Here is a 16252-nt window from a genome sequence, read left to right as displayed (position 1 = left end):
AGATATGAGACTGAATAAGGATGACATATACAGTTTGATCGGTACCGTTGCTTTTCACGGTGTCATTCTACTGATACTTTGGTTTACCGTATTGAAAACCGAGGTACCGGATGAAGACGGGGGTGTACTCGTTAATTTCGGGAATGTAGATGCCGCCGCCGGAATGTTCGAGCCCAAATATACCGGGCAAGAACCGCCTCAGGAAACGACCACTCCCCCTCCTCCCGTACCGGAGCCGCAAGTGGAAACACCCAAGCAGGAACTCATCACTCAAGATATCGAGGAAAGCGTAGCCCTTGAGGACGCTAAAAAGAAGAATGAGGAAGAGAAACGCAAGAAACAAGAGGCTGAGAAGAAACAGAAAGAAGAGGAGGAGAAAGAACGTATCCGCCGGGAAGAAGCCGAGAAGAGACGTCTGGCCGAGGAACGCCGCAAGAAGGAACAAGCCATTAGCAACAAGGTGGCCGGAGCTTTTGGTATGGGAAACGCCGAGGGTAACAGCCAAGGCGACGCTGAAAGCGGAACCGGTAACCAAGGAAGTCCGTTCGGTAACTCTGATCACGGGGCGAATGAAGGCGTAGGCGGTTACGGATCATTTAATTTGAACGGCCGTTCCATTGGTGCCGGAGGTCTCCCCCGTCCCGCTTATACGATCCAAGAGGAGGGGCGTATTGTTATCAATATAACCGTAGATCCGAAAGGCAACGTTATATTTGCCGAGGTAGGCCGGGGAACTAATATCGACAACGCCTCCATGCGTAAAAGCGCTTTGGACGCGGCTCGAAAGGCGAAGTTCAACAGTATCAGCGGCGCTAATAACCAGAGTGGTACTATTACTTACGTGTACAAATTTAAATAATTGAATCTTATGAAGAAAGCGATCGTATTCTTAGCGAATGGCTTCGAGGAAATGGAAGCCACGGGAACCGTAGACATTTTGCGTCGCGGAGGTATAGACACGAAAACAGTCTCCATCACAGACGACCGTAAAGTGATTGGCGCTCACAATATGGAATATACGGCTGACGCCACATTTACCGAAATCGATCTTTCGGATGCTGATGCCTTGATCTTACCCGGAGGCATGCCCGGAGCATCCAACTTGAACAATTCGGAACCGGTGAAAGAAGCCTTATTACAACAATACCGTGAAGGACGTATCGTAGCGGCTATCTGCGCAGCTCCGATGGTATTAGGCGGTCTAGGTTTGTTAAAAGGTCGCAAAGCCACTTGTTATCCCGGGTTCGAACCGAAATTGATTGGTGCCACCGTAACAGGCGAGGCTGTCGAGGTAGATGGAAATGTAGTAACCGGTAGAGGACCGGGCTTGGTATTCAATTTTGGCCTAGCTTTAGTATCTGTACTAAAAGGTGACGCGGTTGCGGAGGAAGTTGCGGCCGGATTACTATTATAAGATTTAGATCATCAGTCGAAACCCAATAGAATAGGGAACGTAATCCATTGAGTTATGTTTCCTATTCCATTGAGTTTTATCACCTATCCTATTGACTTACGAGATATCCCCCAAAGAGCTCACTGCCCTATTCTATTTTGATCGTTTCAACCGCTTGTCGCTTCGTCCCATCCATGGATACCGCACGATAACGAACCGTGGAGAAATCAATGGAACGTAAATCTATATTCCGAATAACGCTATTGTACATCGTACGGTAATAAATCACATGGTTTCGCATATCCGTAACCGAAGTCCATTGAGTAGCGCTCGGTATATCGCAAGGTACTTGCCCTAATGGGAATTCGATCCCTACGGGAATATCAAAATTATTCAATATCTGGAAACACTGGAAAACCGTTTCCAATGCGGTTTCTTGTTGTGGGGCCGAAGCTTGGTAAAAAGCCGCACGAACGAAACGTGACGGTGGAGTTACGTCACCCGGAATCCCAAGGAAACCGCTTCCCGCACCAAATGAAGACAACTCGATATTTCCTAATTGTTGATTGGGGGCCGTACCCGGGAAAAGATTAACATAATTATTCAGGTTCGTCAGATGCCACTCGAAACTGGGAGAATTAGTCAGAACTCCTAACGTATTCTCATAGAAGTGTAGCTCACCCTTAATAATCTCAAGAACCAGTTGACGTCCCGACGGCTCGGCAAACCGCCAATGAACGGTAGACGCACGGGGATCTATATTGATAACATGCACTTTCTTAACAGCCTCTTTCACCTCCTCTACATTTGAACATTCCCCCAACAACCAAGACACTAATTGCAGATCAGAGATACTTTTATCCCGAACTGCGGCATTATATTTCTCATATTCACCGTACTTTGGAAAATAAAACAATCCAGCCGATAACCCAACCTCATTGAGTCCTTCGGCGATAAATTCCTTTTGCTCCACTGCCAAGCCCACATATCCATAACGTGCCGTGAAAGTCATTCCATCAACCCCATTCGGAGTATACGATCGTTCGGTGTATCCTCTTGGAACCACGACATACTGGCTGTTCAAATTACTTCCACCCCATTCTATCGTACGTGCTACAATAGTCGTACCGTCCTTGCTTTTTAAGGTAATACCGGTGCAAGCCTCTGCAGCGGAAGGATTAATAAGCAAGCCGGCAATCGCAAATAAAATAAAGAAATGTCTCATAAGTATCATTTTTGATAAAAACAAGCGACAGGAAAAGGATGTTTTCAAGAAAAGAAATTTTAGATAGACAAACAGCACTTATTACCGGCGGAGCAAGCGGCATTGGCATCTTAGCGACCCTACGTGCCGCCTTACCTTCAATGACCGCAAAAGGAAAAGGAAGCATCGTAAACGTAGCCTCCATTGGAGGATTGACAGGAGATTTCCGGGGAACTCTTTATGGTATGAGCAAAGCTGGCGTCATCAATTTAACCCGTTACATTTCCGGACAGACTATCATCTCTGATGGAGGTATGACTTGCCATAATCCGACGATAGAGGATATTTCACATTGATGAAAGTTCTTATTTACATTATTAGTAAAAGAGCGATTCCTTCTCTTTATACATTTAGCATATAATGCCACAAAAGTAGCAGGGGCATTTTAACCCCATGTTATTTCAAGACTTTTTTGTATGTTTGCGGTCATTTTATCAAAAAGTATAATATGAATAATAATCTAAAAGGTTTCGCTTATGGAATAGCGACTTCTGTTACATTCGGTTTAATCCCTTTGTTTACATTGCCTCTTATGGAGAAGGGTATGCGGTTTGATTCGATATTGTTCTATCGTTTCTTATTCGCGGCCATCGCCTTATCGGGTATGCTTCTAGCAAAAAAGGAATCTTTCAGAACAGAGATGCGAAACCTACCGATATTGATTTTATTGGGTGCTTTTTATACAGGCTCGGCAATGTTCCTGTTTTGGGGCTATAATTTTATGGCGGCGGGAATCGCCACGACTCTACATTTCACCTATCCGATATTCGTAACCCTATTCATGCTGTTTGTATTCAAAGAAAAAACATCATGGATTACGCTCTTGGCGATCGGGCTCGCTATTTGTGGAGTAGCCCGTCTATCCATTGATGGAGGAGAGATGCGATTAAACGGGCTAGGCGTAATCATCGTATTACTTTCCGCCGTCGCTTATGCCCTCTATATCGTCACCGTCAATAAATCGAGGGTACATGATATGCCGGGACGAAAACTTACGTTCTATGTATTTATCGTCAGTACCTCTTTATTTTTCATAAAAGCACAGGCAGGAACAGGAATCCAACCCATTCCAGACCTGCCCTCTTTTATTAACCTCGTCTTATTAGCCTTCTTGCCAACCGTAGTATCTAACATTACATTGGTACAAGCCGTACACCATATCGGTTCCACCCTAACTTCCGTACTGGGAGCAACAGAACCCGTGACAGCCGTCTGCGTAGGTGTTTTAGTCTTTGGAGAGCCTTTCACCCCTCACCTCGCTTTAGGAATCTTACTGATTATCGTAGCGGTTACATTGATTATCCTGTCCAAATACATACAGAAAAATCTCCATGAGGCCAAGCGATTGTTCAAAGCACGGCACATCTTAAGAACCAAATAACAATACAACTGAAAGCAACACGGCATAGATAAATACATTCCGTGCCGTATGCCCTAAAGTTCTATTAAGCTCACGGCCTTGATACTGTTTCATCTCCAGCCATGTGGCGGCAAACAGCACGCTAAAAGCCGCGAATAAACAAACAAGCCAAGGTGAGGCATCCATCAATAAAGGCAGCGTGATCAAAAAAGCCAATATACCGTTCAGCAAATAAGTTACCAACCCGAACGTACGCCCGAATAGCACAATCGTAGTCCGTTTACGAGCCGCCTTATCTTGCTCATAATCCCGGTAATTATTCACGATCAAAATATTAGCGGACAACAGCCCCAATGACAACGAAAGCAAGAATGACAATAAGGAAAACGATAATGCTTGTACATAATACGTAAAACAAACCGGAATAATCCCATAAAACAATACGACACACACATCCCCCAGCCCGTTATAAGCCAAAGGAAATGGCCCTGCTGAATAAGCCAAGACACAAATCGCAATAGCAATTCCTACACCGATGAGCTCCCAGCCGGCAAAGAACAACAAGAAACAGCCACATAGACAAGAAAGCCCCAACGTGATAAAAGTCCCCCATAGCATTGCCTTAGGAGTTATCCAACCGGAAGCCACCGCTCGCTCCGGGCCTAACCGGTCCTCCTTATCCGCCCCCTTCTTAAAATCAAAATAATCATTGGCAAAATTACTGGCTATCTGGGCAAGTAAAGCCACCAAAACACAAAGGATCGCCGGAGCCAATTTAAATACTCCATCCCTGTAAGCCAGCGCACACCCAACTAATACCGGACTAAATGATGCCGGCAACGTTTTCGGACGTGCCGCCTCTAACCAAGCTTGAATTCTCGATCTGTTATTCTCCATTCTATTGTTTTATTCTTAAAATAACTACAAAAATAAAAAACAAATAACATATACTGTTGTTATTATCTAAAGAAATACTTGTATATTTGCGCCATGAAGAATTTTCTATTCATATTAGGTCTGTTGATGAGCTTCATGCTGTTTGCTCCCGAAGAAGGAACAAAGAGTATGGATGAGGTTATGTCTGCGACTAAAGAGGCCGTTATGAAAGAAAAAAACACGGCAGATGCCCAACGTCGTTTCGAAGTATTAAGTAACGAGCTGAAAAGCAGTAACTGCTTAACTCCCCGCAGGATTTCACAAACGGCAAACAACACTATCGAAATACGGATATGGAAAAATATGGAGAAATCCCTTCAAGACATGCGTTTGAGAGGAGTAAATCAACTTCATAGAGTATCTCAACATATATCCACTTATCAGATCATAAATTTATCCACACTTCTGTGTCGTATGGGAGAGCATGTCTTTGCCCTACGAAAACTCATTATTTAGTTTTTAATTGTTTCATATTTGTATCTTTCGGTAAGTCATTGATATGTCTTATCGGTAGGAATATTGCATTTATTAAATCAATATTTCCGGGGAGTTATTGCCCATTTACATTATTATAAACAATTAAAAATTACAATTATGACAACTAATAAATCAGGTAAAATACGTATATATCTTTATGTTCTTCTAACAATCGCAGGTTGTGTATTCGCATGCAGTTCTATCATCCCTAACGACTATATTAAATTAGTAGTAGTTATGGGTACTCTATGTGTTGGTCTATATGGCATAATGAAAGGACTGAGTAGTACCGGGACGTCATCGGAAGAGGAAGTCTTGGAAAAAGAATAATAAAATACAACAATTATCGAATCCTAAAAAAATAAGAAGATCATGAGAATAAATAAGGATTTGGCTGATGCAATCATGATGGTTTCATTTATCGTATTGGTATTAGTCGGAACTACAACATTTGACAATGAGGTTACTAAAAACGTAACCATGGGATCCCTCGGTGTGATTACGGTAGCGATGTTAGTTCTTCGCGTCATAGGATCACGCCAAAAGGAAGAGGAAGAAGCCTTTTAGTAGTTAGTCCATTGGTTTCCTGTTGTTGTCCCGGGGTGACCCGGGATTATCTGAGATACGTTTTTCTACCTACATTATAATAACTTGCTGTTTGACTTGGGTATAGCGTTTTTACGCTTGACAACAGGAAACCGGACTTATATACCTTACACTTTTCTACTGAACTTTTTCTCTTTGATAAGACTAACTGCGGCGGCGGCGAAAAACAAGAAAACACCTCCCGTTAACAAAGCGAACACAGCATGCCCATGATAAACATTACGTACAATCCATCCATGAATGATTCCATTCGTGATCTGAGGTATCGTTATAAAGAAATTAAATATACCCATATAAGTACCCATCTTATCAGCGGGAAGACTATCGGAAAGAATAGCATAAGGCATCGCCAATATACTTGCCCACGCTATACCGATGCCAATCATAGAAAAGACCATCATTCCTGTGTTATTCAACAAATAGAGAGAAACCAACCCTGCCCCTCCTAGGCATAAACAGAGGGCATGAGTCATTTTCCGACCGAAATGACGGGCAATCGGGATCAACAATAAAGCGAATAACATCGCCACAAAATTATAGATACTGAATAACTCACCTACCTTATCGCCAGCCATCGCATATTCGGCGGAAGCAGGATCGGTCGTCCCATATACATGTTCAGCGATAGCAGGTGTAGAATAAACCCACATGGAATACAAGGCAAACCAAGCGAAAAACTGACATAAACCTAACTGTAACATTATTTTAGGCATATGAAAGATATCATGTATGATCTCCATAAAGCCATTACTATCCCGCCTTTTTTCGATGACCTCGCCACCGGAAAGCCGAAACTCAGCCATCTCTTCCGGGGAATATTCCTTTGTCTTAAAGATCGTCCATAATACGCTCGCTAATAAAATCGCCGCACCTGCATAAAAGGCGAATTTAACATTATCGGCAACTTCACCAGCAACCGCCGTATTAGATAAACCAAACACCTTATTCATAATACTCGGCAACAAGGAACCAACGACAGCACCGATACCGATCAAGAAAGTCTGGATCGAGAACCCGGTCGTATGCTGCTCATCGGGTAGCATATCCCCTACCAAGGCACGGAAAGGCTCCATCGTTACATTGATGGAAGCATCCATGATCATCAACATACCCGCACCAATCAATACGGGAGATAAAATAGCCGTCTCTGTACCGGGTGACAAGAACAATCCCGCATTCGGCATCAATATCAAGGCAATCGTCGTAAAGATAGCTCCTACCAGAAAAAACGGACGCCGACGTCCTAAACGGCACCATGTTTGGTCGGAATAATGACCAATGATAGGTTGTATGATCATACCTGTCAGCGGAGCCGCTAACCAAAATAAGGATAGTTGCTCTACATCCGCTCCATAGGTTTGAAGTATTCTACTTGAATTTGCGTTCTGAAGGGCGAAACCGAATTGAATGCCCAAGAAACCGAAAGTTAGATTCCAAATTTGCCAAAAACTCAAAAATGGTTTTGTTTTCATGAGAATTATGTTTTTTAAGGTATTTATTTGTTTGGTGACAAACATACGGAATTATTCCGAAACAGGACGTCGTCCCTATTCAAATTCATGCAAAGAAGTAGAGCAAACGTTTTCGGAAGCTACTTTTTTAACGGGTAGACTGTCTCACCACCAGATTTGTCTTGATAATCTTGCTCACGATACGATCCCCGTCACGCACGCCATTCAAACGTTCTATCAGTAAACGCATAGCGATAGCTCCCAACTCATAACCATGTTGATCCACGGAGGTCAGCAGGGGATCACTAACTTCCGCTAAGCTATTATTCGTAAACCCACAAATCGAAACCTCATCGGGTATCCTCAATCCCTTGGCCTTGACAACATTCAGCACCCCTATAGCAGTCTCATCATTTACGGCGAAGAACGCATCCGGACGATTGGGCAACGACAATAATTCCGGGGTCAACCGAAGCGCCTCGGTATAATTATCACAAATCTTAATTAACTCTTTATCTACCGGTAATCCATTTTTACGCAAAGCATCCTCATATCCCATCCTACGATTATTAGAGATCGCTAAATGAGAAGGAGATCCGAAAAAGGCGATTCGCCGGCAACCGCTACGAATCAAGTATTCAACAGCGGAACAAACCCCGGCATAATCATCAACGACCACCCGGTCTGTCAAGATCCCCGTGCATATACGATCAAAAAACACCATAGGTATATCGCTATCGATTAGTTCTTGGAAATGATTGTAGATCGTCGTTGTTTTAGCGACAGAAGCCAAGACACCGCAAACACGTGCTTCCAATAAAGCTTGCGCACCTTTTACTTCTTTCTCATAATTCTCATTACTTTGACAAATAATAACACGATACCCTCCCTTTTCCGCCTCATCCTCTATACCGGATAAAACAGAAGAAAAGAAATAATGTACGATCTGCGGTAAAATAACACCGATTGTTTTCGTATTATTTGTCCGTAAACTCAAGGCTAAGGCATTGGGCTTATATTTATGTTCACGAGCGTAAGCATTCACTATATTCTTGGTTTCTTGGCTGATATCCGGATGATCAGCCAAGGAACGAGAGACTGTTGACGGGGAAATATGCAAGGCTTTCGCTATATCCTTTATCGTGATTTGACGCTTTTTCATGGTTCTCTTTTTTATAAAATCAAAGATATGTATTTAGGTCATACAATGCAAACGTTTGCGAGAACGTTTGCGTAAATTTATAGGGGTATCGACAAACATTTTAACAACATGAGAGGTTTGATAAACATACATTTGCATTCACATACTATGGCTAAAATTCAATAAATATAATAGAGTATTAATCTTAAACTGTCTAATGCATGAAACAAAAAATGTATTCTTGCGACGCAAGAGTAATCTTATCTATCTTGATAGGATTGTTTCTCTCCTGCAATGTTTTCGCACAAGACGTCACGATCAAAGGCAACGTGAAAGATGCGAAAGGTGAACCCATCATTGGGGCTAGTATCCTTGAAAAAGGAACTACGAATGGAACTGTTACCGATTTCGACGGTAACTTTATGCTTTCGGCGCCTAAAGGAAGTACGATCGGTATTTCTTACATAGGCTACAAATCACAAGACATTATCAACCAAGGACAAAGTAATTTAATTGTCGTATTACAAGAAGATACGGAAGTATTGGACGAGATTGTCGTAATCGGTTATGGTACGGTGAAGAAAGATGACGCTACCGGTTCCGTGACGGCCATTAAGCCAGATAAGATGAACCGGGGTTTGACCACCACCGCAACCGATATGATCAACGGTAAAATCGCCGGCGTAAATATCACGACTGACGGTGGAGCTCCGGGTTCGGGAGCCAGTATCCGCATCCGTGGTGGTTCTTCCTTATCGGCCAGCAACAACCCGCTGATCGTTATCGATGGACTTCCGATCGACAATGACGGTATCAAAGGGGTATCCAACCCGTTGAGTACGATCAACCCGAACGATATCGCAACATTCACCGTATTAAAAGACGCATCCGCCACAGCGATCTATGGTTCGCGTGCCTCTAACGGTGTGATTCTTATTACCACTAAGAAAGGTGAAAAAGGCTCCCGCCCACGGGTTACGTACGATGGAAACGTTTCTATCAGCACGAAGACCAAATCAATCGATGTTATGGGAGCTGACGAATATCGTAATTTCGTAACGGATCGTTTTGGGGCGGAATCAAGCGCCGTTAAGTTATTAGGAAAAGAAAATACGGATTGGCAGAAAGAGATCTTCCGTACAGCCGTGGGAACCGATCATAATATCACGGTATCCGGAGGCTTGAATAATATGCCTTATCGTGTATCCGCCGGATATACAAACCAAAATGGTATATTGAAAACCTCTAAGTTCGAACGTTATACTGGATCTGTAAACCTAGCTCCCAGTTTCTTCGAAGATCATTTAAATATTAACTTCAACGCCAAGGGAATGATCTCAAATAATCGTTTCGCCGATACGGGAGCTATCGGAGCGGCAATCGCATTCGACCCGACTCAACCAGTCATGAACGGCAACAGTAAATACGGAGGTTATTTCGCTTGGGAAAATGCCGGTGAATTTATCTCAATCGCTACAAAAAACCCGGTAGCGATGCTTCAACAGAAAAAAGAAGAGGCTAATTCTAAAAACTTGGTCGGTAATATCCAAGTTGATTATAAATTCCATTTCCTTCCCGAATTACGTGCGAACTTGAATTTAGGTATGGATATGGCTACCGGTACACAAGATATTTACTATCCGAAAGAATCTCCATTAGGTTACGTGGATAACGGCAAAACAGGTTATGAGACGATCGACAAATACAATCACCTATTGGATTTTTATTTGCAATACGCTAAGGATTTCAATGAAAAGCATCATTTTGATATCATGGCTGGTTACTCTTGGCAACATTTCCATCGTTCCACAGAGAACGCATACAATAACTTGAACGGAGATAACCCGACTTCTTATATTTTCAAGACAGAAAGTTATTTGATCTCTTTCTTCGGACGTGTCAATTATTCATTCATGAATCGCTATCTTATCACCGCTACCTTACGTAACGATGGCACTTCCCGCTTCTCTAAAGACAACCGTTGGGGATTGTTCCCTTCCGTGGCTTTAGGATGGAAGATCAAGGAAGAGGGCTTTATGAAAGACGTGGACGCTGTATCGGATTTAAAACTACGCTTGGGTTATGGTATTACTGGTCAACAGGATATCTCGCAAGGAGACTACCCGTATATGGCGACTTATTTCGCGGGACAAGACGGAGCCTACTATCAATTTGGCGACCAATTTGTTCCTATCGCCCGTCCCGACGGTTACAACCCGAACTTGAAATGGGAGGAGACTACTACTTGGAACGCCGGATTCGACTTCGGATTCTTAGATAACCGTATCACTTCATCCTTGGACTATTATTACAGGGAAACTAAGGACTTGATCAATGTGATCGACGTACCTGCCGGAACAAACTTCAAGAACCGTATCGTCAGCAATATCGGTTCTTTGAGAAATCAAGGTGTTGAGTTCTCCATCAACGCTAAAGCGATCTCAACCTCTGATTGGAAATGGGACCTAGGCTTTAATGTCGCTTGGAACAACAACGAGATTACGAAGCTAACCGCACAGGATGACGCCTCATCCATCGTATTGACAGGAACCGTAGAAGGTGGTACCGGGACCATGATACAGGCACAAGGCGTGAATCACCCGGCGAACTCATTCTATGTATACGAGCAGGTATATGATCAACAGGGAAATCCGATCGAAGGATTATACGTGGACCGCAACGGAGATGGCGTGATCAATGACGAGGACCGTTATTTCTGCCATAAACCGGCGGCCGATGTAACGATGGGCTTTACTTCTAAATTGGTATGGAAAGCATGGGATTTCAGTTTCTCACTTCGTTCCAACCTCGGGAACTATGTATATAATAATGTAGCCTCATCCAATGCGGCATTAAGTGAAGGTAGTATTAACAATAAAGGCTATCTATCCAACCGTCCGCTATCCGCTTTCGATACGAATTTCCAGAACATGAACGTATTGTCCGATTATTATGTACAAAACGCATCTTTCTTACGCTGCGATAATATCACGTTGGGTTACTCTTTCAACAAATTATTCGGCGTATTGGGCGGACGCATCTACGGAACCGTACAGAATCCTTTTGTTATCACGAAATATAAAGGATTGGATCCGGAGGTAGCGAACGCAGCTGATAAGACCTTCGGTATCGATAAGAACGTATATCCTCGCCCATTGGTAGGTATACTCGGTGTAAGTCTTAACTTCTAATTTTAAATCAGGATATCTATATGAATACGAAATTCTTTAAATATATAATACCGGCTTTATCGCTGGTTTTTAGCGTAAACTTCACCTCTTGCCTAGGTGATCTCGATGTTACGCCTATCGATCCGAACCTAAACGTAGAGTTCGATCAGAACGCCAATTTCGCCAAGATCTATGCGGGATTAGCCATCACAGGAAATAAAGGTCCCGACGGACAAGGAGATATCGCCGACACGGATGAGGGAGCGTCGGGTTTGATGCGTATGCTATTCAACCTAAATGAGCTTCCTACGGACGAGGCTATTTGCGCTTGGTCTGGCGACGTGGATGTATATCCCTTGAACTTCGCTAAGTTTACCGCCTCGAACGGTGTGGTATTGAATATGTTCAACCGTCTGTACATCCAAATCGCTCAGTGTAATAACTTCTTAATACAGACAGAGGGCAAGGATGACGAGGAAAGTCTTACACAGCGTGCTGAAGTTCGTTTTATCCGTGCCTTGGATTATTATTATTTGATTGATTTATATGGCAATGTCCCGTTCGTTGATGAGAACACGGGTATCGGTACCTATGTCCCCGAACGGATTACCCGGGCGAATCTCTATACCTATATAGAGAAAGAGTTGAAAGAAATCGAGCCACAAATGAAGGCTCCCCGTGCAAATGTATATGGACGTGCCGATCAAGCCGCCATATGGATGCTACTTTCCCGCTTATATCTGAACGCAGAAGTATATACAGGTACCCCTCAATGGTCTGCCGCCGCTGAATACTCAAAGAAAGTCATGGATGCCGGTTTCTCTCTGGCTCCTAATTATGGAGATAATTTCCTTGCAGATAACAACACCTCTCCCGAGATGATCCTGCCGATTTGTTATGATGGCGTACAGACTCGCTCTTGGTCCGGATTGTTCTTTATCGCCAGCTTTATCAGTGGTGACATGAACGCACTGGTTGATTTCGGGACTAAAGAAGCATGGGGTGGTAACCGTGCCCGCATGGCATTGGTGAAAAAGTTCGCTTCTGACGGAGACTTATCGAAAACAACTGATACACGTGCCTCTTTCTGGACTACAGACCGTACATTCGAGATCAATAAGCCGACCGAGTTTACAGAAGGTTATTCTGTAACTAAATTCAAGAATATCACGAAATCCGGACAAATCGGTCACGATCCGAATCAGCAGTTCCCGGATATGGATTTCCCATTGTTCCGTTTAGCCGAGGCTAATCTGACCTTCGCCGAAGCCACATTACGGGCAGGAGGCGATAAACAAGCCGCTTTAAGCGCTATTAACCAGCTACGGAAAAGAGCGAAAGCCACGGAAATTACGGCAACCGATCTTACTTTGGATTTTGTGCTTGATGAGAAGGCCCGTGAGTTCTATTTTGAGGCGCAACGCCGTACGGATTTGATCCGCTACAATAAGTTCACCTCCAATTATACTTGGGATTGGAAAGGCGAGACAGCGGGAGGTACTTCAATCTCCAGTCACTTCTCATTGTTACCGATTCCTTCGACCCAACTCGTGGCAAACAGTAACTTGAAACAAAATCCGGGTTATTAATCGTAAAACCTATTAATAAGTAACAATTATGAATAAAGTCAATATATTATCCATCGTGTTTGCGGGCATCTGTGCTTTTTCTGCCTGCACGGACGATAAAGATCCGGTTATCAATGACCTAAAGGACTCAGAAGGTAATAATATATCTTTTACCCTCAATGCTCCGAATAATAGCTCATATACTTTAATGCCGGAAAATGCCAGTAGTATCATCGATATTTTTACCTGTGAACAACCGGATTACGGTTTTGCGGCAGGTGTAACGTATACCGTACAAGTCTGTGAAGGAGGAACTGAATTCGAGAAATTCGAGTCGCTGCCAACTACCGGTTCCGGCGAAAAAGTCTTGATCAAGACATTCGAGCTGAATGATGCCATGAACAATTTGGGAATGGTTAATCCTACCGTAGCTTATAATGTGGACTTCCGTCTTAAAGCATTTATTAACGACAGTGTTCCCGAACTTTATTCGAACACGGTAAACATGGCGATCACTCCATATAGTGGCGCCCGTACCCAAGTTTATTTCGTGGGTGACATATTCGACAACGGATGGAACAATAACGACCCATCGATGCGTATATTCGCTGATGACGATGTCAATAATATGTTATTCACTTACACAGGTTTCGTAAAAGCCGGTAGCGCATTCAAGATCATTCAAACCCCGGGTGATTGGGGCATTCAATGGGGTTACGACAGCGACGGAGCATTAAGCAATGACGGCGGTAGCGGTAATATCGAAGGCTTCACGCAGGATGGCTATTATACGATCACGTTAGACTTGGCTGGTAACAAATACAGCATCGAACCTTATACCGGAGCGACAACCGAATACAAACAAATCTCCCTGATTGGAGACTTCAATGATTGGGGTGGTGATCTAGATTTACAACAGGCTAGTTACGACAAGCACATCTGGATCGGCGAGAAAATAGAGATTCCGTCCGATGGCGGTTTGAAATTACGTGCGGATCATGACTGGGCCGTAAGTTTCGGTGGCAGCAATAGTTTATGGAACGATAAACAAGGACAATTCGCCAAATTTGACGGAGGTGATAATGTAAAGGTTTCCGCCGGTACCTATTTTATCAAGTTTAATGACTTAACGAAACATATCATTCTACTAGCCGAATAAGGCATTACTTAAATTACCATCCTTTACTTGATTTAAAAGTCAAGTAAAGGTGGTAATAGATAAAAGTAACGCTTGTGTTTATGAATTATGCCTCAAAAGATATGTTTTAGAACATGATTTTGTTAAATCAAGTTAAGCAAATGAGATTTCCAAACTATTCATTATGCTACATAACATAAAATCTCTATATTTGCACTGTGTTTTTCATGGTATTAGATTTAAGGTTAACAATTGAGATTGGCTGTCCGTGATGGATAGCCTTTTTTTGTTTCCTTTTAATAGTACATATTGGATTTGATGCCATTGCTGACATACAACAAACCATTCTTTCTCGTGATATAAATATTGTTTTCTCTAGCCAACCAGCCAATAGCCAAGGCTAGGTCCTCAATACTTAAAGACAATTTACGGCTTAACTCTTGCGTAGATATTTCATTTACCTCGTTTAGCGCATGCCACACTTTTCCTGCGTTTAGTCCAATTCTTCCTTTTTCCATAATCAAAATATTTTTCTAGTAAACAAACTATATTCTTTTTGTTTCCTCTTTCCTACGATTAGTAGTCATTTGTAAAGTTCGCCCTTAAATTTTAGGGAATCAATATCCATTCTTTCGTTTCTATGTTCTATTTTTATTATCTTGAATAATAAGTATTTATTAATTCCTATATTTGAGACGAATTACCGATTAGATATGGAAAAGGAAATGCTCACATTCGATATCACGAACGATTTTATCGTCGGAGATCGTATCACAAAAGAGACGCTAAACAAATACAGCAAGCTGCCTCATAAGATAAAGGCAGGTTTGTTTCTCCTTTGTGTAGAAGGTTCCGTGCAGGCTTCTATCAATCTAGCGAAGTATACGATTAACAAATATGATTTCGTGACCTTAGTGCCCAGCAATTTTATCCAGTTTCATGAAATATCGGACGACGCACGTTTCTATTTCGCCGGATTCTCTTCGGAGTTTATGACAAACATCAATTTTATTAAATCAACCATGAGCTTTCTTCCCGTTATCACGGAACATCCGATCATGCCGCTGGAAGAATCTGTAGCTCAATTATATATTGACGGATACCGTTTATTGATACGTGCGCAATCCTTATCCCCGTCTTATTCTATGGTAAATAAAAACCTAGTCATCGCTTATCTCACGATATTCATGCAAGGAACGGCTGAGTTATATAAAAATCATAGCCATTGGACAAATGGAATCCGTACGCGCACCAATGAGATTTACCGTAAGTTTATCCAACTTGTCGTAGAGCATTATACCACCGAGCACAGCGTTTCTTTTTACGCCGCTCAATTAAATTTGTCGTTACCTCATTTCTGCACGACTATTAAGAAAGCGATCGGACTTACTCCTTTGGAAATCATCTCCTCCATTATCACGATGGATGCCAAGGCACAATTAAGATCAACAGACTTAACCGTAAAAGAGATCGCTTTCTCTTTAGGCTTTAACAACCTGTCTTTTTTCAACAAATATTTCAGGCAGCATACGGGAATGACACCTCAAGAATATAGAAGAATGAAAATTCCCTCAAGCACGTAGCCAGCAATCACTTCTTTAGTAAAACCATACCATCGATATCGGGCATCCATGAGCTCCATCCCATCGTGGGAGGATCATACGCAAAAACAGAAGATGCCAAGAAAAGTAAGGCGATTGATATATAGTTTCGCATGGTATAAAATTTTCATGTATAACGTTCTTAAT

General features: G+C 42.6%; 15 protein-coding genes and 1 pseudogene. 10 read left to right on the top strand and 6 right to left on the bottom strand.

Annotation, left to right across the window (positions count from 1 at the left end):
- The first annotated feature begins 4 nt into the window (after nucleotides 1–4).
- Entirely contained in the window at nucleotides 5–859 is an 855-nt protein-coding gene (locus tag HMPREF0999_RS15645; protein ID WP_009276342.1) for an energy transducer TonB, read from the top strand.
- Between the two features lie 9 nt (nucleotides 860–868).
- Complete coding sequence (locus tag HMPREF0999_RS15640; protein WP_005855842.1) at nucleotides 869–1414, top strand: DJ-1 family glyoxalase III; 546 nt, start codon at nucleotides 869–871, stop codon at nucleotides 1412–1414.
- A 127-nt stretch (nucleotides 1415–1541) separates the two neighbouring features.
- Here the strand turns inward: HMPREF0999_RS15640 and HMPREF0999_RS15635 are convergent, their stop codons facing one another.
- Nucleotides 1542–2618, bottom strand: coding sequence for a linear amide C-N hydrolase (locus HMPREF0999_RS15635; RefSeq protein ID WP_009276341.1), 1077 nt, complete (start codon nucleotides 2616–2618; stop codon nucleotides 1542–1544).
- Nucleotides 2619–2725: 107 nt separating this feature from the next.
- Between HMPREF0999_RS15635 and HMPREF0999_RS15630 the strand changes: the two are divergent.
- Nucleotides 2726–2953, top strand: a pseudogene (locus tag HMPREF0999_RS15630) (SDR family NAD(P)-dependent oxidoreductase); the annotation flags it as partial.
- A 152-nt stretch (nucleotides 2954–3105) separates the two neighbouring features.
- The gene (locus HMPREF0999_RS15625) at nucleotides 3106–4038 is read left to right on the top strand and encodes a DMT family transporter (protein WP_005855838.1); all 933 of its coding nucleotides are present in this window, start codon (nucleotides 3106–3108) and stop codon (nucleotides 4036–4038) included.
- Here the strand turns inward: HMPREF0999_RS15625 and HMPREF0999_RS15620 are convergent.
- Nucleotides 4024–4914: a 1,4-dihydroxy-2-naphthoate polyprenyltransferase gene (locus tag HMPREF0999_RS15620; protein WP_008780291.1), complete on the bottom strand. Its 891-nt coding sequence runs from the start codon at nucleotides 4912–4914 to the stop codon at nucleotides 4024–4026. The genes HMPREF0999_RS15625 and HMPREF0999_RS15620 overlap by 15 nt on opposite strands.
- A gap of 93 nt (nucleotides 4915–5007) precedes the next feature.
- Here HMPREF0999_RS15620 and HMPREF0999_RS15615 point away from each other — a divergent pair, with 93 nt between their 5' ends.
- Together HMPREF0999_RS15615 and HMPREF0999_RS15605 are read left to right on the top strand one after the other, a co-directional pair.
- Nucleotides 5008–5409, top strand: coding sequence for a hypothetical protein (locus HMPREF0999_RS15615; RefSeq protein ID WP_009276340.1), 402 nt, complete (start codon nucleotides 5008–5010; stop codon nucleotides 5407–5409).
- Nucleotides 5410–5802: 393 nt separating this feature from the next.
- Complete coding sequence (locus tag HMPREF0999_RS15605) at nucleotides 5803–5997, top strand: hypothetical protein (RefSeq protein WP_005855829.1); 195 nt, start codon at nucleotides 5803–5805, stop codon at nucleotides 5995–5997.
- A gap of 146 nt (nucleotides 5998–6143) precedes the next feature.
- On the opposite strand, the gene HMPREF0999_RS15600 is transcribed toward HMPREF0999_RS15605, so the two are convergent.
- Nucleotides 6144–7508 carry an MFS transporter gene (locus HMPREF0999_RS15600; RefSeq protein ID WP_009276339.1) on the bottom strand — a complete coding sequence of 455 codons (1365 nt, stop codon included), beginning with the start codon at nucleotides 7506–7508 and terminating at the stop codon, nucleotides 6144–6146.
- 127 nt (nucleotides 7509–7635) lie between these two features.
- Entirely contained in the window at nucleotides 7636–8649 is a 1014-nt protein-coding gene (locus HMPREF0999_RS15595; protein WP_005855821.1) for a LacI family DNA-binding transcriptional regulator, read from the bottom strand.
- Nucleotides 8650–8849: 200 nt separating this feature from the next.
- Here HMPREF0999_RS15595 and HMPREF0999_RS15590 point away from each other — a divergent pair, with 200 nt between their 5' ends.
- Genes HMPREF0999_RS15590 through HMPREF0999_RS15580 form a run of 3 tightly spaced genes read left to right on the top strand, consistent with a single transcriptional unit; the run spans nucleotide 8850 to nucleotide 14525 of the window.
- On the top strand, nucleotides 8850–11819 hold the full coding sequence (locus HMPREF0999_RS15590) for a SusC/RagA family TonB-linked outer membrane protein (RefSeq protein WP_009276338.1): 2970 nt from the start codon (nucleotides 8850–8852) through the stop codon (nucleotides 11817–11819).
- 20 nt (nucleotides 11820–11839) lie between these two features.
- Nucleotides 11840–13387, top strand: a complete 1548-nt coding sequence (locus HMPREF0999_RS15585) for a RagB/SusD family nutrient uptake outer membrane protein (RefSeq protein ID WP_008780288.1) — start codon at nucleotides 11840–11842, stop codon at nucleotides 13385–13387.
- 28 nt (nucleotides 13388–13415) lie between these two features.
- Complete coding sequence (locus tag HMPREF0999_RS15580) at nucleotides 13416–14525, top strand: SusE domain-containing protein (RefSeq protein WP_005855818.1); 1110 nt, start codon at nucleotides 13416–13418, stop codon at nucleotides 14523–14525.
- 275 nt (nucleotides 14526–14800) lie between these two features.
- Here the strand turns inward: HMPREF0999_RS15580 and HMPREF0999_RS15575 are convergent, their stop codons facing one another.
- Nucleotides 14801–15022 (bottom strand): winged helix-turn-helix domain-containing protein, encoded by a 222-nt coding sequence (locus HMPREF0999_RS15575; protein WP_005855817.1) that lies wholly within the window; start codon nucleotides 15020–15022, stop codon nucleotides 14801–14803.
- Nucleotides 15023–15217: 195 nt separating this feature from the next.
- Here HMPREF0999_RS15575 and HMPREF0999_RS15570 point away from each other — a divergent pair, with 195 nt between their 5' ends.
- On the top strand, nucleotides 15218–16087 hold the full coding sequence (locus HMPREF0999_RS15570; RefSeq protein WP_008778253.1) for a helix-turn-helix domain-containing protein: 870 nt from the start codon (nucleotides 15218–15220) through the stop codon (nucleotides 16085–16087).
- A 7-nt stretch (nucleotides 16088–16094) separates the two neighbouring features.
- Here the strand turns inward: HMPREF0999_RS15570 and HMPREF0999_RS23180 are convergent, their stop codons facing one another.
- The gene (locus HMPREF0999_RS23180) at nucleotides 16095–16220 is read right to left on the bottom strand and encodes a hypothetical protein (protein ID WP_009276337.1); all 126 of its coding nucleotides are present in this window, start codon (nucleotides 16218–16220) and stop codon (nucleotides 16095–16097) included.
- Nucleotides 16221–16252: the final 32 nt, after the last annotated feature.

Source organism: Parabacteroides sp. D25 (assembly GCF_000307475.1).
GTDB lineage: Bacteria > Bacteroidota > Bacteroidia > Bacteroidales > Tannerellaceae > Parabacteroides > Parabacteroides distasonis.
The sequence above is the reverse complement of the archived record's forward strand: the minus strand, read 5'-3'. Positions and strand labels throughout refer to the sequence as shown.